21 protein-coding genes, 1 tRNA gene, 1 other RNA gene and 1 pseudogene are annotated in these 20,817 nt (G+C 76.1%); 12 read left to right on the top strand and 12 right to left on the bottom strand.

Going from position 1 to position 20,817, the window contains the following annotated elements; translation table 11 throughout:
- Positions 1-360, top strand: a 360-nt coding sequence (locus D0Z06_RS08555) for a tyrosine-type recombinase/integrase (protein ID WP_147332002.1), incomplete at its 5' end; no start/stop codon positions are given.
- A 29-nt stretch (positions 361-389) separates the two neighbouring features.
- Here D0Z06_RS08555 and rnpB read toward each other — a convergent pair.
- Positions 390-789: RNase P RNA component class A (gene rnpB / locus D0Z06_RS08550), an RNA gene on the bottom strand.
- Positions 790-825: 36 nt separating this feature from the next.
- Entirely contained in the window at positions 826-1,545 is a 720-nt protein-coding gene (locus D0Z06_RS08545; RefSeq protein WP_117376963.1) for a PIG-L deacetylase family protein, read from the bottom strand.
- A gap of 87 nt (positions 1,546-1,632) precedes the next feature.
- Between D0Z06_RS08545 and D0Z06_RS08540 the strand changes: the two genes are divergently transcribed.
- Positions 1,633-2,112 carry a nucleoside deaminase gene (locus tag D0Z06_RS08540; RefSeq protein ID WP_158579918.1) on the top strand — a complete coding sequence of 160 codons (480 nt, stop codon included), beginning with the start codon at positions 1,633-1,635 and terminating at the stop codon, positions 2,110-2,112.
- A gap of 48 nt (positions 2,113-2,160) precedes the next feature.
- Here D0Z06_RS08540 and D0Z06_RS08535 read toward each other — a convergent pair whose 3' ends face one another.
- Positions 2,161-2,865 carry an alpha/beta fold hydrolase gene (locus tag D0Z06_RS08535; RefSeq protein ID WP_117376923.1) on the bottom strand — a complete coding sequence of 235 codons (705 nt, stop codon included), beginning with the start codon at positions 2,863-2,865 and terminating at the stop codon, positions 2,161-2,163.
- A gap of 2 nt (positions 2,866-2,867) precedes the next feature.
- Positions 2,868-3,227 (bottom strand): DoxX family protein, encoded by a 360-nt coding sequence (locus tag D0Z06_RS08530; protein ID WP_117376922.1) that lies wholly within the window; start codon positions 3,225-3,227, stop codon positions 2,868-2,870.
- 24 nt (positions 3,228-3,251) lie between these two features.
- On the opposite strand from D0Z06_RS08530, the gene D0Z06_RS08525 reads away from it, so the two are divergent.
- The 3 genes and pseudogenes from D0Z06_RS08525 to D0Z06_RS27090 form a co-directional block, all read left to right on the top strand.
- Positions 3,252-4,007 carry a sulfite exporter TauE/SafE family protein gene (locus D0Z06_RS08525; protein ID WP_117376961.1) on the top strand — a complete coding sequence of 252 codons (756 nt, stop codon included), beginning with the start codon at positions 3,252-3,254 and terminating at the stop codon, positions 4,005-4,007.
- A 109-nt stretch (positions 4,008-4,116) separates the two neighbouring features.
- A complete protein-coding gene (locus D0Z06_RS08520) occupies positions 4,117-4,323 on the top strand; it encodes a hypothetical protein (protein WP_117376921.1) in 207 nt (68 codons plus the stop codon).
- 402 nt (positions 4,324-4,725) lie between these two features.
- Positions 4,726-4,788 (top strand): annotated as a pseudogene (locus D0Z06_RS27090) (rifampin ADP-ribosylating transferase ARR-2); the annotation flags it as partial.
- A gap of 210 nt (positions 4,789-4,998) precedes the next feature.
- Here D0Z06_RS27090 and nadA read toward each other — a convergent pair.
- From nadA to D0Z06_RS08495, 4 genes are all read right to left on the bottom strand, one after another.
- Positions 4,999-6,027: a quinolinate synthase NadA gene (gene nadA, locus D0Z06_RS08510; RefSeq protein WP_117376920.1), complete on the bottom strand. Its 1,029-nt coding sequence runs from the start codon at positions 6,025-6,027 to the stop codon at positions 4,999-5,001.
- 119 nt (positions 6,028-6,146) lie between these two features.
- Positions 6,147-7,241 (bottom strand): bifunctional RNase H/acid phosphatase, encoded by a 1,095-nt coding sequence (locus tag D0Z06_RS08505; RefSeq protein ID WP_117376919.1) that lies wholly within the window; start codon positions 7,239-7,241, stop codon positions 6,147-6,149.
- On the bottom strand, positions 7,238-7,978 hold the full coding sequence (locus D0Z06_RS08500; protein WP_117376918.1) for a zinc ribbon domain-containing protein: 741 nt from the start codon (positions 7,976-7,978) through the stop codon (positions 7,238-7,240). The genes D0Z06_RS08505 and D0Z06_RS08500 overlap by 4 nt, the downstream gene beginning before the upstream one ends.
- A gap of 76 nt (positions 7,979-8,054) precedes the next feature.
- Positions 8,055-8,894: a Nif3-like dinuclear metal center hexameric protein gene (locus D0Z06_RS08495; RefSeq protein WP_117376917.1), complete on the bottom strand. Its 840-nt coding sequence runs from the start codon at positions 8,892-8,894 to the stop codon at positions 8,055-8,057.
- 277 nt (positions 8,895-9,171) lie between these two features.
- Here D0Z06_RS08495 and D0Z06_RS08490 point away from each other — a divergent pair, with 277 nt between their 5' ends.
- From D0Z06_RS08490 to D0Z06_RS08475, 4 genes are all read left to right on the top strand, one after another.
- On the top strand, positions 9,172-11,130 hold the full coding sequence (locus D0Z06_RS08490; RefSeq protein ID WP_233517539.1) for an FUSC family protein: 1,959 nt from the start codon (positions 9,172-9,174) through the stop codon (positions 11,128-11,130).
- Positions 11,131-11,163: 33 nt separating this feature from the next.
- Positions 11,164-12,081 (top strand): alpha/beta fold hydrolase, encoded by a 918-nt coding sequence (locus D0Z06_RS08485; protein WP_233517538.1) that lies wholly within the window; start codon positions 11,164-11,166, stop codon positions 12,079-12,081.
- 117 nt (positions 12,082-12,198) lie between these two features.
- Positions 12,199-13,599, top strand: a complete 1,401-nt coding sequence (locus tag D0Z06_RS08480; RefSeq protein WP_233517537.1) for a WS/DGAT/MGAT family O-acyltransferase — start codon at positions 12,199-12,201, stop codon at positions 13,597-13,599.
- Positions 13,600-13,636: 37 nt separating this feature from the next.
- Positions 13,637-14,641, top strand: a complete 1,005-nt coding sequence (locus D0Z06_RS08475) for an NAD-dependent epimerase/dehydratase family protein (RefSeq protein ID WP_117376914.1) — start codon at positions 13,637-13,639, stop codon at positions 14,639-14,641.
- 7 nt (positions 14,642-14,648) lie between these two features.
- On the opposite strand, the gene D0Z06_RS08470 is transcribed toward D0Z06_RS08475, so the two are convergent.
- On the bottom strand, positions 14,649-15,563 hold the full coding sequence (locus D0Z06_RS08470; RefSeq protein WP_233517536.1) for an alpha/beta fold hydrolase: 915 nt from the start codon (positions 15,561-15,563) through the stop codon (positions 14,649-14,651).
- A 173-nt stretch (positions 15,564-15,736) separates the two neighbouring features.
- Here D0Z06_RS08470 and D0Z06_RS08465 point away from each other — a divergent pair, with 173 nt between their 5' ends.
- Positions 15,737-16,528 carry a lipase family alpha/beta hydrolase gene (locus D0Z06_RS08465; RefSeq protein WP_117376958.1) on the top strand — a complete coding sequence of 264 codons (792 nt, stop codon included), beginning with the start codon at positions 15,737-15,739 and terminating at the stop codon, positions 16,526-16,528.
- Positions 16,529-16,555: 27 nt separating this feature from the next.
- Here D0Z06_RS08465 and D0Z06_RS08460 read toward each other — a convergent pair.
- The 3 genes from D0Z06_RS08460 to D0Z06_RS08450 form a co-directional block, all read right to left on the bottom strand.
- Positions 16,556-16,627 (bottom strand) — tRNA-Val (locus tag D0Z06_RS08460).
- A gap of 100 nt (positions 16,628-16,727) precedes the next feature.
- Complete coding sequence (locus D0Z06_RS08455) at positions 16,728-17,189, bottom strand: peroxiredoxin (protein ID WP_117376913.1); 462 nt, start codon at positions 17,187-17,189, stop codon at positions 16,728-16,730.
- Between the two features lie 49 nt (positions 17,190-17,238).
- A complete protein-coding gene (locus D0Z06_RS08450; protein WP_117376912.1) occupies positions 17,239-17,664 on the bottom strand; it encodes a DUF3052 domain-containing protein in 426 nt (141 codons plus the stop codon).
- A gap of 317 nt (positions 17,665-17,981) precedes the next feature.
- Between D0Z06_RS08450 and D0Z06_RS27085 the strand changes: the two genes are divergently transcribed.
- Positions 17,982-18,608, top strand: coding sequence for a hypothetical protein (locus D0Z06_RS27085; protein WP_370453300.1), 627 nt, complete (start codon positions 17,982-17,984; stop codon positions 18,606-18,608).
- Positions 18,608-20,791 carry a pyruvate dehydrogenase (acetyl-transferring), homodimeric type gene (aceE, locus tag D0Z06_RS08445; protein ID WP_370453299.1) on the top strand — a complete coding sequence of 728 codons (2,184 nt, stop codon included), beginning with the start codon at positions 18,608-18,610 and terminating at the stop codon, positions 20,789-20,791. The genes D0Z06_RS27085 and aceE overlap by 1 nt, the downstream gene beginning before the upstream one ends.
- Positions 20,792-20,817 lie beyond the last annotated feature (26 nt).

Here is a 20,817-nt window from a genome sequence, read left to right as displayed (position 1 = left end):
GTTGCGAGCGACGTTCACGACGTCGTCGCGGAACTCCTTGGGGTAGGGCTTGGGCACGGTGAGCATCCTTCCAGCGGCGCCTCTCGGCACCACAGATCAGATGTCACCTACTCGTGCAGCAGTCCCGTCACCGATCCGTGCAGCAGTCCCCACGACCTCCGGCACTTCTACGCCAGCCTGCTCATCCGGCACGGGGTGTCGGTGACGACCGTCCAGGCCCGGCCGGGTCACGCGAGCGCCGCCGAGACGCTCGACAGCTACAGCCACCTCTGGCCTGACTCCGACGACCGGACGAGGGCCGCCGTCGACTCGGTGCTCGGCCGAGCTGCGGACTCCGTGCGGACTGACGCCGCCCGCTGAACGCATAACCGCTGGTCAGCGGCGGGCGACGGACGAGTCGGCCTGTACGCCGGGTTCTGTCCCCGGGGGCCTCGCGGCACCCCGGTGGGCGGCCATCCATCTAGGCCTGCCGTTGCCGGCAGGCTCGAGCGGTCCACCCGCAGGCTCGGGCGGGCAGCCCTCGAACGCCTGCGCAGGACGACGTCGCCGCCGTCCCTCTCGACCTTGCTCCGGGTGGGGTTTACCGAGCCACACCGGTCACCCGGTGTGCGGTGGTCTCTTACACCGCCGTTTCACCCTTACCAGCGGCGAGCCGCTGGCGGTCTGTTCTCTGTGGCACTGTCCCGCGGGTCACCCCGGGTCGCCGTTAACGACCACCCTGCCCTGTGGAGCCCGGACGTTCCTCGGCGGCGGGGTCTCCCCCGCCGACGCGACCGCCCGGCCGACTCGTCCGTCGTGCTGCCCAGTCTAGAGGTCCGCCGGGGCTCAGCCCCAGAAGAGCCGGAAGCCCACCCGCCGCCGCCCGTCCTCGGTCATCGTCGACATGTCGACGACCTGCCGCGCCTGCTCCTCGACGGGGGCGTCGGACAGCAGCTCCAGGTACCGGCGGTGCTCCGACAGCGAGGCGACCGCCTGCTCGACCGCCGCGCTGACGTCCACCTCGTGCGGCGGGTCCACCAGCTCCCCGACCGCGATGTACTGGACGCCCCGCCACGGCGGCGCGGTCAGCTCCGGGAAGATCCACTCGTTCGCGGCATCGGCCACCGCGTCGACCACGCACTGCCCCAGCGCGCGGTGGTCGGCGGAGTTCACGTAGGCCGGCGTGACGCCCGGCGGTGTCCACGTCGCGCCGAAGTAGCCGGTGACGACCAGCTCCGGCCGGTGCCGGCGGATGGCCCCGGCGAGGTCCCGCCGCAGCTCCGGTCCGGCGACCAGCACGCCGTCGCGGTGGTCGAGGAACTCCACCTCGCGCACGCCGACCACGGCGGCCGACCGGCGCTCCTCGTCCTCGCGCAGCGGACCGGCCTGCTCCGGCGGGACGCCGGCCATCCCGGCCTCCCCTCGCGTCGCCAGCAGGTAGCGGACCTCCTTGCCGGCGGCGGTCCAGACGGCGACGGCCGCCGCGATGCCGTACTCGATGTCGTCGGGGTGCGCGGCCACGACGAGGGCGCGCTGCCAGTCGTCGGGCATCGGTGCTGGTGGCATGGCCGCAGTCTGCTCCGGGGGGACGACGGTCGGCGACCCGTCGGCCCGGGCGTGGTCCGCTCGAGGTCGCCCCGTCAGGATGGCCGCGTGGTCGACGACACGGACCTGACCCACCTGCACCGCTGCGTGGCGCTCGCGCGCGCCGCGCTCGAGGCCGGGGACGAGCCGTTCGGCTCCGTGCTGGTCGCGGCCGACGGCACCGTGCTGGTCGAGGACACGAATCACGTGGCCGGCGGCGACGCCACCCGGCACCCCGAGTTCGCGATCGCCCGCTGGGCGGCCGAGCACCTGTCCCCCGCGGAGCGGGCGGCCGCGACGGTCTACACCAGCGGGGAGCACTGCCCGATGTGCGCCGCCGCGCACGGCTGGGTGGGGCTGGGCCGCATCGTGCACGCCGCGTCGGCGGCCCAGCTGGCCGGGTGGCTGGCCGAGCTCGGCGTCCCGCCGGCACCGGTGCGCCCGCTGCCCGTCCGGGACGTCGCCCCGGGGGTGCCCGTGGAGGGCCCGGTGCCCGGGCTGGACGAGGAGGTCCGCGCCCTGCACCGCCGGTACCACCGGGGCGGCTGACCCGGGCTCCGCGGGCCCGCAGCCGGCTCGCGGGTCCCGGACGTGCCGTTACCGCGCGGCGACCGCCAGGAACACCTCCGCGAGCTCCCGCGGCGCGCTGATCATCGGGTCGTGGCCGGTGGCCAGCTCCACGACCTCCCACCCTGAGCCGGCGCGCACCCGCGCCCGCGAGGGGTCGATGGTCGGCAGCGGCGGGCTGGTGCAGTCGACGTAGGTGCGGGGGCGCGCCGCCCAGCGGGCGTGGTCGAACCGCAGCGGGTCGTCGTACACCCCGCCGGGCTGCGGGGTCTGGCGCCGCTCCACCCAGGCCGCGTCGTCCCCGCTCAGGCCGTACACCGACACCGGCGGTGGCGGGATGGCTCCGGAGCGGGCGACGTCGGCCCGCCGGGCCGCGGCCACCCCCGGCGGGTTGAGCGAGGACCACGCCTCGCCGGGCTCGGGGACGACGGCGTCGACGTACACCAGCGGGCCGACGGCGTCCCCCAGGACGTCGGCCGCCCCGGTGACCACCATCCCGGCGTAGCTGTGCCCGACCAGCACCGCCCCCCGGCACTCGGCCGCCCGCACCGCCGTGACGACGTCGGCGACGTGCGTGCCCAGCGTGATGCCCGCGGCGGGCTGGTGCGCCCGCTCCCCCACACCCGAGAGCGGTACCGGCCAGGCGGTGTGACCGGCGGCCCACAGCTGTGGCAGCACCCGCCGCCAGCACCAGGCCCCGTGCCAGGCGCCGGCGACCAGGACGACGTCGGCCACGGTCAGCGTCCCCGTGCCAGACGCAGGGCGATCCCGACCAGCGGGGCCTGCAGGGGCAGCCGGACGGCCGCCGCCACCAGCGGCAGCGGTCGCCGCGGCACGACCCGGAACGTGTGCAGGTGGGCCGGGACGAACGCCACCAGCAGCGCGGCCGCGGCCAGGCCACCGGCCCGGCGGGTGGCGGGCGCCGCCATGAGCCCGGCGGTGAGGAGCTCGGCACCGCCGGAGGCGAGCACCCAGGTCCGCTGGTCGCCGAGCTCCGGGGGGACGAGCCACTCGAAGGTGCGCGGGCGGACCAGGTGCAGCACGCCGGAGCCGCCCAGCGCACCGGCCAGCACCGCCGCGGGCAGGGGGAGACCCATGCCCCCACCGTAGGCTCGGCGGCCGTGCCCGCCCTCGACCTGGTCGTCGCCGCGGGGGTGGCCCTGCTCGCCGGCGCGGTCAACTCGATCGCCGGCGGCGGCTCGCTGATCCTGTTCCCCACGCTGGTGGGGCTCGGTCTGGGCACCGTGGCCGCGAACGTGACCAACTCGATCGCCCAGTGGCCCGGCTACCTCGGGGGCGTGGCCGGCTTCCGGGCCGAGTACCGCGGGCAGCGGGCGCGGCTGCTGCGCCTCGGGGCGGTGGCCCTCGCCGGCGGGACGGCGGGCAGCGTGCTGCTGCTCACCACGCCCACGGAGGCCTTCGACGTGGTCGTGCCGGTGCTGGTGCTGCTGGCCAGCGCCCTGATCGCCGTCCAGCCGCTGCTGACCCGCCGGCTGCGCGGGGAGCAGGAGTCGCGGCCCCGGCCCGACCCCGCCTGGATGTACGTGGCCCTGTTCCTGGCCACCGTCTACGGCGGCTACTTCGGCGGCGCGCTCGGCGTCATCCTGGTCGGGGTGCTGGGCCTGGGCCTGCACCGCATCAAGCTGGCCAACGCGCTGAAGTCGGCGCTGTCGGCGGTCACCGCGACCGTCACCCTGGTCGTCTTCGGCCTCTTCGGCCCGGTCGAGTGGGCCGTCGTCGCGGTCGCCGCGCCCGCCAGCCTGCTCGGCGGCTTCCTCGGCGCGCGGATCGCCACCCGCATCCCGGCCGGCCCGCTGCGCATCGGCATCGTCGTGTTCGGGGTGGCCGTCTCCGCCTACCTGTTCACCCGGATCTGAGGTGTGACGGGCGGAACGGCGCGGGCGGGCGAGGCGGGCGGGACGGCGGTCGCGGGGACACGCGCCGGCGCGCCCGCGGCCCGGTCGCGGGGCTGCCTACCGTCCCCCCATGGCACAGAACCGACCCTCCCCGGTCACCGGTGACACCCCCACCGGACGGATCCGCCGCCTGCACCTCATCGCCGCCGCCCGCGTCGAGGCCGTGCGCCCGGCGTCGGAGCAGCAGGTGACCGACATCGTCCGCGTCACCGTCGACGACGAGGTCGACACCCGCACGTTCCGGGCGATCGTCGCGGACCTGTCCGACCGGCGCTGACGGCCGCCGGGCGGAGCCGACGCCAGACGCCCCTCCGCCGCCCGTCGCACCGCTGCGGCAGCATTCGCCCGTGCGCCGACGCCGGCGTCCGGCCGTCCCGCGGAACGGGGCCGACCGGCGCCGCCGGCCGCGAGACGCGAGGGAGACCGGCTGTGGCGGAGAGCGGCGGCACCGACGGCCCGGTGACCTCCGAGCGCTGCGCGCGCGTCCGCGGCCCCTTCTACCACGGGACGAGGGCCGCGTTCGAGATCGGCGCGGAGCTGGTCGCCGGCCACGGCTCGAACTCCCAGGAGGGCCGGGTGTCGAACCACGTCCACTCCCCGCGCTGGTGGACGCCGCCGCCTGGGCGCGGCGCTGGCCACGGCGCTGGCCGGCAGCGCGGAGCGCGGGCACGTCTACGTCGTGGAGCCCCTGGGGCCCTTCGAGGGCGACCCGGACGTGACCGACGAGCGGTTCCCCGGCAACCCCTCCCGGTACTACCGCACCCGCCACCCGCTGCGCGTGGTCGGCGAGGTGGACGACTGGTCGGGCCAACCCCCGGACGTGCTCCGGGGGATGCTCGACCACCTGGCCCGGCTCCGCGAGCAGGGGCTGGACGTCATCGAGGACCAGGGACGGCCCTCCTGCAGGGCCCCACCCCGGGCGGAGCGAGGGGTGAGGGGCAGGAGGGTCCTCCTACTCGCCGCCGCGGCCCGGCTCCCCGATGGCGATCATCGCCTCGACGGCCCGGCGGGCCCGCGCAGCGGTCCCCGGGTCGACGTCGACGGCCCCCGCGCCGGTGCGCAGCGTGTGCAGCAGCTTCGCCGGCGTGATCATCTTCATGTAGCGGCAGGCCGCCCGCTCGTTCATCGGGATGAACGCGGTGCCCCGGTTGAGCGCTCGCAGCTGGTGCAGGATGCCGACCTCGGTGGCGACCAGCACCTGGCCGGCCGACGTCCGCGCCGCCTCCTCCACCATGCCGCCGGTCGACAGCACGCGGGTGCGGTCGGCGGGCAGGTCGCCGTGGCTGACCAGGTCGAGCACCGAGGTGGTGCAGCCGCACTCGGGGTGCACGAGGATCTCGGCGTCCGGGTGGGCGGCGACCTGGGCACGCACGTCGGCGGGGCTGATCCCGGCGTGCACGTGGCACTCCCCCGCCCAGACGTGGATGTTCTCCCGCCCGGTGACCCGCTTGACGTGCGCGCCGAGGAACTGGTCGGGGCAGAAGAGGATCTCGCGGTCCTCGGGGATCGACCGGATGACGTCGGCGGCGTTGGACGACGTGCAGCAGATGTCGGTCTCGGCCTTCACCGCGGCGGTGGTGTTCACGTAGCTGACGACGACGGCGCCGGGGTGCTCGGCCTTCCACTCGCGCAGCTGCTCGGCGGTGATCGAGTCGGCCAGCGAGCACCCGGCGGCGTGGTCGGGCAGCAGCACGGTCTTGCCCGGCGAGAGGATCTTCGCCGTCTCGGCCATGAAGTGGACGCCGCAGAAGACGATCTCGCGGGCGTCGGTCTGCGCGGCGACCCGGGAGAGGTAGAGCGAGTCGCCGGTGAAGTGGGCGACGTCCTGGATCTCGGGGACCTGGTAGTTGTGCGCGAGGACGACGGCACCGCGCTCGTCGGCGAGCCGGCGCACCTCGGCCGCCCAGCTGTCGAACTCCGCGGGCGAGAGGGTGCGCTCGTCGCCGACGGCGGAGGGGGCGGGCGCGGTGGTCGAGGTCACTCGGTCTCCAGGGTTCGGGCGGTCGGCCTCATGATCCCCTCCCCCGCCGACCGGGCGCGGGCGAGGGGCACCTGGTGCAACGCCGGGGGCCCCCACCGGCTTCCCCCCGGCGGGACCCGTCAGCGCAGGTGCGCGGTGTCGTTGAGCAGGCGGACGGCGGAGCGCCCGTCGGAGGACCACGCGACGGTGCACAGCGAGGCGGCCTCGAGGAACACCCGGTGCACCACCTCGAGCCCGACGCCGAGGCCGGCGGCGAGCAGCAGCTTGATCGGGGTGACGTGGCTGACCACGAGCACCGTGCGTCCGGCGTGCTCCCGCAGCAACCGCTCGCGGGCGCGCTGCACCCGCGCGGCGACGTCGGCCACCGACTCCCCGCCGGGCGCCGGCACCGTGACGTCGCCGGCGAACCGGCGGGCGGCCAGCGGGTGCCGCGTGCGGGCCTCCTCGGCGGTCAGCCCCTCGAGGCCGCCGAAGTCCAGCTCCACCAGGTCGTCGTCGAGCCGCACGGGCAGGCCCAGCGCGGCCGCCACCACCTCGGCGGTCTCCCGGGTGCGGCGCAGCGGCGAGGCCACCACCACCTCGATGCCCAGCTCCTTGGCCCGGAGGGCCGCGGCCTCGGCCTCCGCCCGGCCGGTGGCCGACAGCGGCAGGTCGTTGCGGCCGCTGTAACGGCGTTCCGGGGTGTGCTCGGTGCGCCCGTGCCGCAGCAGGTGCAGGACGGTCGTGACCGGGGGGGCGGGCTCGGCGACCGGCTGGACGTCGTCCTCCACCGTGCTCGGCTCGGCGGCGGCGTCCCGGTGCACCGGCCGGCCGTCCATGGCGCTGTTGGCCAGGGCGTCGGCGGCGGCGTTCTGCGCCCGCGGCACCCAGGTGTAACGGACGCCACCGAGCTGCCGGGCCAGCGCGCGGGCCTGCAGGGCGAGCTTCTGCATGTCGGGGTGCTTGACCTTCCAGCGCCCGGACATCTGCTCGACGACCAGCTTGGAGTCCATCTTGACCTCGACCTCAGCCTGAGGGTCGAGGTCGAGCGCGGCCTGCAGCCCGGCGACCAGCCCGCCGTACTCGGCGACGTTGTTGGTGGCCCTCCCCACCGAAGCGGCCCGCTCGGCGAGGACCCGGCCGGTGTCGGCGTCGCGGACGAGAGCGCCGTAGCCGGCCGGGCCCGGGTTGCCCCGCGACCCGCCGTCGGCCTCCACGACGAACCGGCGGCTCACAGCCCGCTCTCCGCCGTCCGGACCAGGATCCGGCCGCAGTTGTCGCAGCGCAGCACCTCGTGCGGGTCGGCGTTGCGGACCGCGGCCAGCTCCTTGCCGAACAGCTCGATCCGGCAGCCCTGGCACTGGCGGGCCTTGAGCACCGCCGCGCCGGTGCCGCCGGTCTGGGCGCGGATGCGCTCGTAGAGGGCCAGCAGGTCGGGCGGGATCGTCGCCGCGGCGTCGGCGCGGGCCTGCTCGTGCCGGGCGGTGCCGTCGGCGAGGTCGGCGAGGGCGTCGTCGCGCCGCTGCTCGGCGCGCTCGAGCTCGGCACCGGCCGCCGCGCGGCCCTCCTGCGCCTCGGCCAGCTCCTTCTCCGCGGTCTCGAGCTGCTCCATGAGCTCGAGCTCGCTGTCCTCGAGGTCGGACTGCCGGCGCGCCAGCGACTGCAGCTCGTGCTGCAGGTCGGTCATCTGCTTGGCCGAGACGCTGCCGGAGTCCAGCAGGCCCTGGTCACGCCGGGCACGGGCGCGGACGGTCTCCACGTCGGCCTCCAGCCGGGCGACCTCGCGCTGCAGGTCGCGCACCCCGGTCTCGGCCCGCACCGCCGCGTCGGCGAGCTCCCGTTCCGCGGCGGTGGCCGACTCGACGGCCGCCAGCTCCGGCAGCGTGCGCCGGCGGTGGGCCAGCTGGGCGAGCGCGACGTCCTCGGCGGCGAGGGCCAGGAGCTTCTGCTGGTCGAAGTGGTCGGCCTTCACCCGGCCAACCTACCCGTGCGGCGTCCGGGTCCGGCCCCGTGCAGGATCCCACCGCCGGGGGACCGGTGCCCTCCCGCTAGCCACCGGCCGACCCGCTCCTCCCGGCGCCGGCCAGCCACGTCCAGGGATCGGTGCGCCGGCGCGAGACGGTGACCTCGACCCGCCCGCCCAGGTCCCGGCGCAGCAGCTCCGCCGCGACCGGCAGCCAGGGCCACTCGGAGGCGAAGTGCGCCACGTCGCAGAGGGCGGGCGAGCTCGACTCGAGCGCCTCGGAGGCCGGGTGGTGCCGCAGGTCGCTGGTGAGCAGGACGTCGGCCCCCGCGGCCGCCGCGGCCGGCACCAGCGAGCCCCCGCTCCCGCCGCAGACCGCGACCGTCCGCACCCGCCGCCCCGGGTCGCCGGCCGCCCGCACGCCGCCCACCGTGACCGGCAGCGCGGCGGCCACCAGGTCGGCGAACCCCCGCAGCGTGGTCGGCTCCGGCAGCCGGCCCACCCGGCCCAGGCCGGCGCGGGGGTCGGCCGGGTGCGGCTGCAGCGGGACGGCGTCGCGCAGGCCCAGCGCCGCGGCCAGCGCCCCGTTCACCCCGTGCTCGGCAGCCCGGTCGGCGTTGGTGTGCGCGACGAACAGCCCCGCCCCGGCCCGGACCAGCCGGTGCACCAGATGGCCCTTGGGGTCGTCGGCGGGGACGCCGTGCACCGGGGTGAGCAGCAGCGGGTGGTGGGTGACCAGCAGCTGCGCGCCGGTGTCGAGCACCTCGTCCACCACGGTCGCGACCGGGTCGACGGCGAGGAGCACGCGGGCCACCGGCTCGGCCGGGTCGCCGCAGACCAGCCCGACAGCGTCCCAGTCCTCGGCCAGCGCCGGGTCGTAGCGGGCCTCCAGCGCGGCGACCACCTCGCCCAGGGTCACGGCCATCCCGCGACCCTAGAGGTGCGCGGCGGGGCGGGCGGCGGGTCGTCCCGGGCCCGGCACCCCTCCCCGCCGGCCGTGATCATGGGCTTCTGGCTCGCGACACGGGGCGACACGCCGCGGTCGTCGGCCGAATCCCCATGATCACGGCGGCCGGCGATCACCGCGGCCGGCGGACGGCGATCACCGCGGCCGGCGGCCACCGCGGACGGCGGCCACCGCGGCGTCCCCCGCCCGCGCCCCGGGCGGGGTGGGAGGCTCGGCGACCGTGGCGGAGCGGGGGGTGCGGGCACCGGCGTGGCTGGAGGAGCTGCTGCGCACCCGCACCCCGCCGGTGCCGTGGGGCGACGTGGTCCGCTTCGCCGTCACCGTGCCGGCGCCGCTGGCGGTCGTGGCCGTCGTCGGCGGGGGCTTCACCGCCGGCCCCGCGCTGGGTGCCGGGGTGTTCGCCACGACCGGCGCGCTCGCCGGCAGCCTGGCGCCGCAGGGCGGGCCGCTGCGGGACCGGCTGCGGCGCACCGCGGCGGCCACCCTGGCCGGGGGCGCCGGCCTGGTGGTCGGCCGCTTCGCCGCGGGGGAGGGCCCGGGGCCGGTGCTCGTCGTGGCGGTCGTGGCCGCCGTCGCCGCCGTCCTCAGCGGGGTCGACGCGGCGCTGTCGCTCGGGGCGCTGCAGCTGCTGGTGTACACGGCGCTGGCCTCCGGGCTGGTCACCCCGCTGCCGCCCGCCGCCGAGGTCGCGTTCTTCCTGGCCGGCGCGGGCTGGGCGACCCTGACCACCCTCGCGCAGTACCGCGCCGAGTCCGCCGACCCCGACCGGACGGCGACGGCGGCGGTGTTCACCGCGATCGGCCGGCTGCTGGCGGCCGTCGGCACGGCCGACACCGGGGACGCCCGGCGGGCGCTCACCGAGGCGCTCAACACCGCCTACGACCGGGTCATCCGCAGCCGCTCCCGCAGCCCCGGCCGCAGCCGGGAGCTCTCCGAGCTGGCGGGGGTGCTCAACGCCGCCGCCCCGCTGGTCGAGGGGGCGGTCGCCGCGGCGCGTGCGGGCGTCCCGGCCGACCCGCACGACATCACCGCCGCGCACGCGCTGGGCGCGGCGGTCGCCGGCACCCGGGACCTGCCGGCGGGCCGCCCCCCGGCCCGGGAGTCCGGCGAGCCCACCCGCCGCGCGGTGCGGCACGGGCTGCGCCTGGTGTGGAACGTCGTCGGCGACCCGGAGGAGCGGGCGGGCGCCGCCGTGCCGCCCCCGCGCGAGGACCTCCGCACCCGGGTGCGCGACCTGCTCGACCGCACCCTCGGCAGCCCGGACACCCGCGCCTTCGCCGTGCGGCTCGTGCTCTGCATGACCATCGCCGAGGTCGCCCGCCAGTCCCTGCCCGTCGAGCGGGCCTACTGGGTGCTGCTCACCGTGGCCATCGTGCTCAAGCCCGACTTCGGCTCGGTGTTCACCCGTGCGGTGCAGCGCGCGGCCGGCACGCTGCTCGGGGTGCTGATCGGCACGCTGCTGCTCGCCGCCCTGCCCCGCGACGGGTGGGTGCTGGTCGCCATGGCCGTGGCGGCCGGGTTCATGCCGTGGGGTCGCAGCGCCAACTTCGGGCTGTTCTCGGTGTTCCAGACCCCGGTGATCATCCTGCTGCTCGACCTCGCGCAGCCCGGCGGCCCGGGGCTGGTGGGCGCCCGGCTGCTGGACACCCTCATCGGCTGCGCCATCGTCCTGGTCTTCGGGTACCTGCTGTGGCCGCAGACCTGGCGGGCCCCGCTGGACGACGCGCTGCGCTCCGCCGCGCTGGCCCTCGACGCCTTCGTCGGGGCGGCGTTCGGCGGCGACGCCACCGCTCGGCGCCGGGCCCGGCGGCGCAGCTACCGGGCGCTGACCGAGCTGCACACCCAGCTGCAGCGCCGGCTCGCCGAGCCGCCGCCGGTCAGCACGCGGGCGGCGGCGTTCTGGCCGGTCGTCGTCCAGCTCGAGCGGACGTCGGACGCCGTCACCGAGGCGGTCATCGCCGTCCGGCACGGCGGGCCGGCGCCGGACCCCGCCCAGGTCGCGGTGCTGCGCAGGGCGATCCGCCAGCTGGAGGCGGACGTCCAGGCGCACCGGGCCCCCGACGACGCGGAGATCCTCGCCGAGGGCGTCCTCGCCCCGGTCGCCCGCGAGGTCGACACCGCCCGTCGGCTGGTCGGCGACGCCGCACCGGGGCGGACGCGACCCGGTGACGCTGAGCGGACCGGCCAGGGCTGAGCGGGCCGGCCGGGCGGCGGTGAGGATGGCCCCGTGCGCACGACGACGGTCCGGACCGACGACGGCATCGACCTGCACGTGGAGGTGGAGGACGCCGACCGGCCCGGCGCGCCGACCGTCGTCCTCAGCCACGGCTTCACCGCCCGGCTGGCGGAGTGGGACCTGCAGCGCGAGACCCTGCGGGGCCGCGCCCGGCTGGTGCTGTGGGACCAGCGGGGCCACGGCCGGTCCGGCTGGACGCCGCTGACCGCGGCCACCATCGACCGCACGGGCCGGGACCTCGGCGCGGTGCTCGACGCCGTCGCCCCCGGAGGCCCGGTGGTCCTGGCCGGGCACTCGATGGGCGGGATGAGCGTGCTGGCCCTGGCCCGGCAGCGGCCGGAGCTCTTCGGCGACCGGGTCGTGGGCGCGTTCCTCCTGGCCACCTCCGCCGGCGGCCTGGCCGCCACGGGTCCGGTCGCCTGGGGCCTCTCGGTGCTGCGCCGGCTGGGGCTGCTGGGCCTCTACCTGAGGCTGGTGCAGGCGCTGGCCCCGCTGCTGGAGCGGTTCCGCCGGCGCGGGACCCGGCTGGGCCGCTGGGTCACCCGGCGCCTGCTCTTCGGCCGGGACGCCGACCCGGCGTCCGTGCGCCGGGTGCAGGACCTGCTGGAGGAGACGCCGTACCCGGTGACCGTGGCGTTCTGGGCGACGTTCCTCGAGCACGACGAGAGCTCCGCCCTGCCGGTGCTCGCGCGGGTGCCGGTGACCGTCGTGGCGGCGACGCACGACCGGCTCACCCCGGTGGAGCACGGCCTGCGGCTGGCGGAGGAGATCGGGCCCTCGGCCCGCGCCGTCGTCGTCGAGGGCGCCGGGCACGCGGTGAACCTCACCCGCCGGGCTGAGGTCGACGCGGCGCTGCTGGAGCTGCTCGACCGGGCTGCGGCAGGCTGGGAGCGGCGCCGGGCCGGCTGAGCACCGCTCGGGTGGACGTGACCGGTGCCACGTGGTCGGGTAGGGCCCTCGCCGGGGTCAGGACGACCCGGGCCCACCCCACCCACGACGAGGAGCGAGGGACCGACCGTGGACCGCATGAGCCCGACCGACGCCGGCTTCTACTTCGCCGAGAGCGAGAACACCCCGCTGCACGTGGGTTCGGTGGCGGTGTTCGAGGGCCCGGCGCCGTCCTACGGGGACGTCGTCCGCCTGCTGCTGGCCAAGCTGCCGCTGGTGCCCCGCTACCGGCAGCGGGTGCGCACCGTCCCGCTGGGGCTGGGCCGGCCGCTGTGGGTCGACGACCCGCACTTCCAAATCCTCTACCACGTGCGGCACACCGCCGTGCCCGGCCCGGGCGGCGAGGAGCAGCTGCGCAACCTCGCCGGCCGCGTGCTGGGCCAGCGGCTGGACCTCGCCAAGCCGCTGTGGGAGCTGTGGCTGGTGGAAGGGCTGGAGGACGACCGCTGGGCGCTGATCTCCAAGGTCCACCACTGCATGGTCGACGGCATCGCCGGCACCGACCTGATGCAGGTCATGTTCGACCTCTCCCCCGACGTCTCCCACCCCGAGCCGCAGGACTGGACGCCGCAGCGCAGCCCGTCGTCGGCCGAGGTGGTCGCGGGCGCGGTGACCGACACCGTCACCCACCCGCTGCGGCAGCTCACCCGCGTGCCCGGCGCCCGCGACCTGGCCCGCACCGCCCGCGGCGCGCTGACCACCGGCCGGTCGGTCGCCGGCGGGGTGCCCGCGCTGGCGCGGCAGGCGACCACGCCGGTCGCGCGCTCGCTCAACGGCCCGATCGGCCCGCACCGCCGGTGGTCCTGGGCCGACGCCGAGCTCGCGGAGTTCAAGGCCGCCCGGGCCGCGCTGGGCGGGAGCTTCAACGACGTGGTGCTAGCCGCGATCACCCGCGGCTTCCGCGACCTGCTCGAGCGGCGCGGGTCGCTGCGGGACGGGCTGGTGGTCCGCTCGATGGTCCCGGTGTCGGTGCGGCAGGCCGACGAGCGCAACAACCTGGACAACCGGGTGACCGCCGTCTTCGTGGACCTGCCGGTGGGCGAGCGCGACCCGCTGGCCCGGCTGGCGGCCATCCGCGAGCAGATGGACGCGCACAAGCGGCTGCTCAAGGCCGTCGACGCCCGCTCGATCATCGCGATGGGCGACTTCGTCGCGCCCACGCTGCTCTCCCTCGGGGTGCGGGCGGCGATGGCGGCCGGGCAGATGTGGTGCCAGGCGGTGACCACGAACGTGCCCGGGCCCCGCGTGCCGCTGTACTTCCTCGGCCGGCGGATGCGCTCGGCGCACGCCTACGTGCCGATCGCCGGGGGCACCCGCGTGTCGATCGGGATCTTCTCCTACCTGGAGTCGGTGACGTTCGGGGTGAACGCCGACTTCGACGCCTTCCCCGACGTCGACGTGCTGTCCTCCGGCATCCGCCGAGGGGTCGACGAGCTGCTGGCCGCGGCCCGGTCCGGGAAGCAGGCGGCCGGGACCTAGCCGGTTGGCCGGCCGGGCGCCCGGGTAGCCGGTGCCGGTGGCTGCCGAAGAAGCGCTGACCGTCGCCGTCACCGGGCCGACCGGGACCTTCGGCGAGGGCCTGGTGCCCCTGCTGCAGGCCGACGACCGCGTCGCCCGCGTCGTCGGGATCGCCCGCCGGCCGTTCGACCCGGCGGCGCGGGGCTGGACGAAGATGGAGTACCGGCGCGGCGACGTCCGCGACCCCGCGGCGCTGCGGGCGGCGCTGGAGGGCGCCGACGTCGTCGTCCACCTGGCCTTCCTCATCACCGGGAACGCGCCGCGCGCCACCGTCCGGGCGGTCAACGTCGACGGCACGCTGGCGACCTTCCGGGCCGCCGCGGACGCCGGCGCCCGGCGCTTCGTCCACGCCTCCTCCGTCGCCGCCTACGGCTTCCACCGCGACAACCCGCGGCCGATCCGGGAGGACTGGCCGGTGCGGCCGGCCGACCGGCTGTTCTACGCCCGGGAGAAGGCCGAGCTCGAGCACCTGCTGGAGGCGGAGTCGGCCGCCGCCCCCGGCCTGGACCTCTACCTGCTGCGGCCCCCCGTGGTGCTCGGCCCGCACGCGGTCGGCGCCAAGGACGTGCTGCCCGGCCCGCTGGCACCGCTGGGCCGCCGGCTGCTGGGCCGTCCCCGGCGGCTGCCGCTGCCCCTGCCGGTGCTGGCCCCGGACCTCCCGCTGCAGTTCGTGCACGAGGACGACGTCGGGCAGGCGCTGCTGCTCTGCGCCCTGGGCGCCGGCCCGCCCGGGGCCTACAACGTCGCCGGGGACGGCGTGCTCACCGGCGCCGACGTCGCCCGCGAGTTCGGCGCCCTGCCGCTGCCGGTGCCGGCCGGCCCGGTGCAGCTCGCGGCGCGCGCGGCCGCGCGGCTGCCGTTCCTGCCCCCGGCCGCCGAGTGGGTGGAGGCGGTCGGCGCCCCCGTCGTCATGGACACCGGCAAGGCCCGCGAGCAGCTCGGCTGGCGGCCCCGCTACAGCGGGCTGGAGGCGCTGCGGGCCACCGTGCGCCCGGAGGGCTGAGGACCGCTCAGCGCCGGATCGCCGGCAGCCAGTCCAGGATCAGCTCCGCGACCCGCTCCGGGACCTCCAGCTGCGGCACGTGCCCGACGCCGGGCAGCTCCTCGTAGCGCCACGCGGGGTACCGGCGGGCCAGGTCGCGGGCGACGGAGACCGGCACGAGCCGGTCCCGGTCGCCGTGCAGCAGGAGCACGGGGACGTCGACGCCCGCCAGCGCCCGGCGCAGCAGCCGCGGGTCGGCCAGCAGGAGCAGCAGCGACCGGGTGGCGGTGAGGAATGCGCGGTCCATGCCGCTGACGTCCTGCCGCTGGTCCACCAGCGCCACCGAGCGGTCGACGAGCTCGGGCGGCAGCCGGTCCGGGTCGACCCCGCACAGCCGCATCGTCTCCAGGACGGTGCCGCGCGCACCCAGCTGCGCCCGCCGCTGCGCGATCCGCCGCTCCCCCACCCCCGGGACCGCGTAGAGGGCGAAGTTCGCGGCCACCCGCGGGTCCGGGCGGCCGCGCGGCCCGGGCAGCGCCGGGTCGACGAGCACCAGCCCGCTGACCTTCGCCGGCGAGCGCGCCGCCTCGAGCACCGAGATCATGCCGCCCATCGAGTTGCCGACCAGCACGGCCGGCGCCCCGGCGACCTCCCGCACGAACCGGTCCAGGACGGCCACGTTGTCCCGCACCCCGGTCAGCCGGCGCCCGGGCTCGCTGAGGCCGAACCCGGGCAGGTCGAGGGCGTGCACGCGGGCGTACGGGGTCAGCAGCGGGGCCAGCAGGTCCCAGTTGAGGTGCGAGCCGCCGAGCCCGTGCACGAGGACGACGACCGGCCCGTCCTCGCGGCCGCCGTAGTCGACGTGGTGCACCGGACCACCCAGGTCCACCGTGCCGCTGATCCCGCGCGTGCCGCCGTCCCCGTGCGTCGTCCTGTCCGCCACGCAGGGCACGGTGCCACGGGGCAGGTGGGACGCGCGCGACGACGCCACGGTGGCGTGTCCCGGATCACACTCACATTGCCGATAGATGACGAGAGGAGTCGACGGGGTGTCGAGCAGGCACCCCCGTGGGTACCCGGCGGCCCGACGGCCGCCGGCCGGACGAGGAGGACGACATGGATCTCGGTGACGGGCCGGCACTCCCGCTCTACCTGAGCGAGCCGACACGGGCGGTTGCGGACTTCGGCCTGTACCTGGCGGCCCGCCCCCTCGTCCCCCGCCTCCCCGCGGGCGACGGGCACCCGGTGCTCGTCCTGCCGGGCCTGCTGGCCGACGACGGGTCGACCCACGCGCTGCGCTCGGTGCTGCGCCGGCTGGGCTACCGCGTGCACGGCTGGCGGCTGGGCCGCAACATCGGCCCGACCGCGGCCTGCGTCGAGGGCATGCAGGCCCGCGTCGACGACCTCGCCGACCGCTACGGCCGGCCGATCTCGCTGGTGGGTTGGAGCCTGGGCGGCATCTACGCCCGCGACCTGGCCCGCCGCACGCCCGACGCCGTCCGCCAGGTGATCACCCTCGGCAGCCCGTTCGGCATGACCCGGCACAGCCAGAGCCGGGCCTCCCGGGCCTTCGACCGCTTCGCGCACCTGCACGCCGAGCGCCGCTCGCTGCCCGTCGAGCCCGACGGCTGCCCGCTGCCGGTGCCGGCCACCTCGGTCTACAGCCACCTCGACGGCATCGTGCACTGGTCGACCTGCCTGAACACCCCCGGCGAGCGCTGCGAGAACATCGCCGTCACGGCCAGCCACCTGGGCCTGGGCCACCACCCGGCGGCGCTGTACGCGGTGGCCGACCGGCTGGCCCAGCCCGAGGGCACCTGGCGGCCGTTCCGCGCGCCGCTCTGGCTGCGCCCCGCGTTCCCGAGGCCCGACGTCCCACCGCCCGCCCGCCGGGCCGCCGCCGCCTGACCGGGGCGGACCGGACGCCGGCAGGGGTGGGCGCGGCAGGGATCGAACCTGCGACCGCTCGCTTGTAAGGCGAGAGCTCTCCCGCTGAGCTACGCGCCCCGCGCGCCCAGCGTAGGCGAGGGCTCCCCCGCCCCCCGGGCGGGAGCGGAGTGCCCCGTGCGAGGAGGACTCGCACGGGGCACTCCGCTGCGGTGCCCGCTCAGGCGGCGAGCTGCGCGACGGCGTCCTTCCAGCCGCTCTGCTCGCGGGCGTCACCGGGGCCGTTGACCTCGGCGAAGGCGATCCGGCCCTCGGCGTCGACCAGGAACGTGCCGCGCACCGCCATGCCGGCCTTCTCGTTGAAGACGCCGTAGGCCTGCGCGACGGTGCCGTGCGGCCAGAAGTCCGACAGCAGCGGGAAGTCGAAGCCCTGCTGCTCGCGCCACGCCTTGAGGGCGAACACCGGGTCGGTGCTGATCGCCAGCACCCGCACACCGGCGTCGGTGTAGGTCGCCAGCTCGTCGCGCAGCTGGCACAGCTCGCCGGTGCAGATGCCGGAGAACGCGAAGGGGTAGAAGACCAGCAGGACCGGGGTCCCGCGCAGGTCGGCCAGGGAGATCGCCTGGCGGTCCTGGTCGGGGAGGCTGAACTCGGGCGCGGCGTCGCCGACGGAGAGGGTCATGGCCTGATCGTGGCCCACCCGTCCCCGGGTCCGGACGCCGGGTGGGCGTTCAGCGCCGGGAGCGGGCGGCCTTCGGGGTGACCAGCCGGATGCCCGACCAGTCCTTGGCCGCGGAGACGCTGCTGGTCTGGGACAGCCCGGCGGTGGGCGCCACCTCGGTGACGTCGCTGGGCTCGACGTGGCCCGGGCGCCCGGACTTGGGCACCAGCAGCCACACGACGCCCTCGTCGGCGAGCGAGGTGAGCGCGTCGGTCAGCGCGTCGAACAGGTCGCCGTCGTCCTCCCGCCACCAGAGCAGGACCACGTCGGCCACCTCGTCGGTGTCCTCGTCGACCATCTCGCTGCCGGAGACCTCGACGATCGAGTCGCGCAGGTCCTCGTCGGCGTCCTCGTCCCAGCCGAGCTCCTGCACGACCATGCCCGGCTTGATGCCCAGCCGGGCCGCCATGCCGGCGCTGCCCGAGTCGACGCTCATCCCTGCTCGTCCTCCGTGGGTCCGTCTGCGGCCCGGGCGCGGCGCAGCCGGCTCCGGGGGTGGGTGGGGGCGAGGGGCCCGGACACGACCGGCGGGCGAGGTCCCCGCAGCCTGGCCATGCCACCCCTCTCGTCCGTGCCGCGCCCGGCGACTCCGACCGGCGGCGCGCCGGCCCGCTCCCGCGGCCCGGCTTGGGCGGAAGCGTAGGGCATGCCTGGTCAGGTGCAAGCGCTCGAAGGCAGGTCGCCCGGGACGCCGCCGTCCCGACACGTGGGCGTGGGGTGACGCCGGGATGACCGGCGGGGGACGATGGGGCCATGAGCGCACCGCAGCAGTCGGGCGGCGACCCCGCCCGCGATGCAGGTACCACCCGCGCGGTCATCACCGACGGGCTCCCCAGCCAACTGGTCGACACCGACCCCGACGAGACCCAGGAGTGGCTGGAGTCGCTCGACGCGGTCGTCGACCACGCCGGGCGCGGCCGGGCCCGGTACCTCATGCTCCGCATGCTGCAGCGCAGCCGGGAGCAGCAGGTCGGCGTCCCGGCGCTGCGCAGCACCGACTACATCAACACGATCCCGCCGGAGCGCGAACCCTGGTTCCCCGGCGACGAGCACGTGGAGCGGCGGATCCGCGCCTACATCCGCTGGAACGCCGCGATCATGGTGCACCGGGCGCAGCGCCCGGGCATCGCCGTCGGCGGCCACATCTCCTCCTACGCGAGCTCCGCGTCGCTGTACGAGGTGGGCTTCAACCACTTCTTCCGCGGCAAGGACCACCCCGGCGGCGGCGACCAGATCTGGTTCCAGGGGCACGCCTCTCCCGGCATCTACGCCCGCGCCTTCCTCGAGGGCCGGCTCACCGAGGCGCAGCTCGACGGCTTCCGGCAGGAGGTCAGCCACCCCGGCGGCGGGCTGTCCCCTCCTACCCGCACCCGCGGCTGATGCCCGAGTTCTGGGAGTTCCCGACCGTCTCGATGGGCCTGGGCCCGATCAGCGCGATCTACCAGGCGCGGTTCAACCGCTACCTGCACTCCCGCGGCATCAAGGACACCTCCGACCAGCACGTCTGGGCCTTCCTCGGCGACGGCGAGATGGACGAGCCCGAGTCCCTCGGCGCCATCCACCTCGCCGCCCGCGAGGAGCTGGACAACCTCACCTTCGTCGTCAACTGCAACCTGCAGCGGCTCGACGGCCCGGTGCGCGGCAACGGCAAGGTCATCCAGGAGCTCGAGTCGTTCTTCCGCGGCGCCGGCTGGAACGTCGTCAAGGTGATCTGGGGCCGGGAGTGGGACCCGTTGCTGGCCGCCGACCGCGACGGCGCGCTGGTCAACCTGATGAACGACACGCCGGACGGCGACTACCAGACCTACAAGGCCGAGGACGGCGCCTTCGTCCGCGAGCACTTCTTCGGCCGCGACCCGCGCACCCGCCGGCTGGTCGAGAAGATGAGCGACCAGGAGGTCTGGAACCTCTCCCGGGGCGGGCACGACTACCGCAAGGTCTACGCGGCGTTCAAGGCCGCGGTCGAGCACAAGGGCCAGCCCACGGTCATCCTCGCCAAGACGATCAAGGGCTGGACCCTGGGCAGCCACTTCGAGGGCCGCAACTCCACCCACCAGATGAAGAAGCTGACCGCCGAGGACCTCGCCGCCTTCCGCGACCGGCTCTACCTCGACATCCCCGACGAGGCGCTGGACAAGACGCTGCCGCCCTACTACAAGCCCGACCCCGGCTCCGACGAGATGCAGTACATGCTCGAGCGGCGCCGGGCCCTGGGCGGGGCGGTCCCGCGGCGGCGGACGGAGTTCAAGGCGCTCAAGGCACCCGAGGACAGGGCCTTCGACGTCCTGCGCCGGGGCTCGGGCAAGCAGGAGGTCGCCACCACGATGGCGTTCGTCCGGCTGCTCAAGGAACTCCTCAAGGACAAGGAGCTCGGCCCGCGGTTCGTGCCGATCATCCCGGACGAGGCCCGCACCTTCGGGATGGATTCCCTGTTCCCGACGCAGAAGATCTACTCGCCGCAGGGCCAGCGCTACACCTCGGTCGACCGCGAGCTGATGCTGGCCTACAAGGAGTCCGAGCAGGGCCAGATCCTGCACGAGGGCATCAACGAGGCCGGGTCCGCGGCGTCGTTCACCGCCGTCGGGAGCTCCTACGCCACGCACGGCGAGGCGATGATCCCGATCTACATCTTCTACTCGATGTTCGGGTTCCAGCGGACCGGCGACGCGTTCTGGGCCGCCGCCGACCAGATGACCCGCGGCTTCCTGCTCGGCGCCACCGCCGGGCGGACGACGCTCAACGGCGAGGGCCTGCAGCACGAGGACGGCCACTCGCTGCTGCTGGCGCACACCAACCCGGCGGTCGTCTCCTACGACCCGGCGTTCGCCTTCGAGGTCGGGCACATCACCGGGGACGCGCTGCGCCGCATGTACGGGGAGGACCCCGGCGCCCCGCTCGGCGGGTCCCGCTCCCCCGACGTCATGTACTACCTGACGGTCTACAACGAGCCGTTCCACCAGCCGGCCGAGCCGGAGGACCTCGACGTGCAGGGCCTGCTGGCCGGCATGTACCTCTACCGACCGGGGTCCGGGGACGGCGCGAAGGCGCAGGTGCTGGCCTCCGGCGTCGCCGTGCCGTGGGCGCTGCGCGCGCAGGAGCTGCTGGCCGACGACTGGGGCGTGTCGGCCGACGTGTGGTCGGTGACGTCGTGGAGCGAGCTGCGCCGGCAGGCCGACCAGGCCGAGGAGCACAACCTCCTGCACCCGGAGGAGGAGCCGCAGGTCCCCTACGTCACCCAGCGCCTGGGCGACGCGGCCGGCCCGGTGGTGGCGGTGTCGGACTGGATGAAGTCGGTGCCCGACCTCATCGCGCCCTACGTCCCGGGCGGCATGGCCACCCTGGGCACCGACGGGTTCGGCCTGTCCGACACCCGGCCGGCGCTGCGGCGGCACTTCCACGTCGACGCCGAGTCGGTCGTCGTCCGCGTGCTGGCCTCGCTCGCCCAGCGCGGGGAGGTGGACCGCGACCTGGTCCGCCAGGCGGTCGAGAAGTACTCGGTGCGCGACGTGCAGGCCGCGCCCGAGGACACCACCACCGACCCCGAGCAGCAGCCGGGAGCGTGAAAGAGGACCCCTCTGCTCCCCACGCC

This window comes from Geodermatophilus marinus, from assembly GCF_003428645.1.
Lineage (GTDB): Bacteria > Actinomycetota > Actinomycetes > Mycobacteriales > Geodermatophilaceae > Geodermatophilus.
The sequence above is the reverse complement of the archived record's forward strand: the minus strand, read 5'-3'. Positions and strand labels throughout refer to the sequence as shown.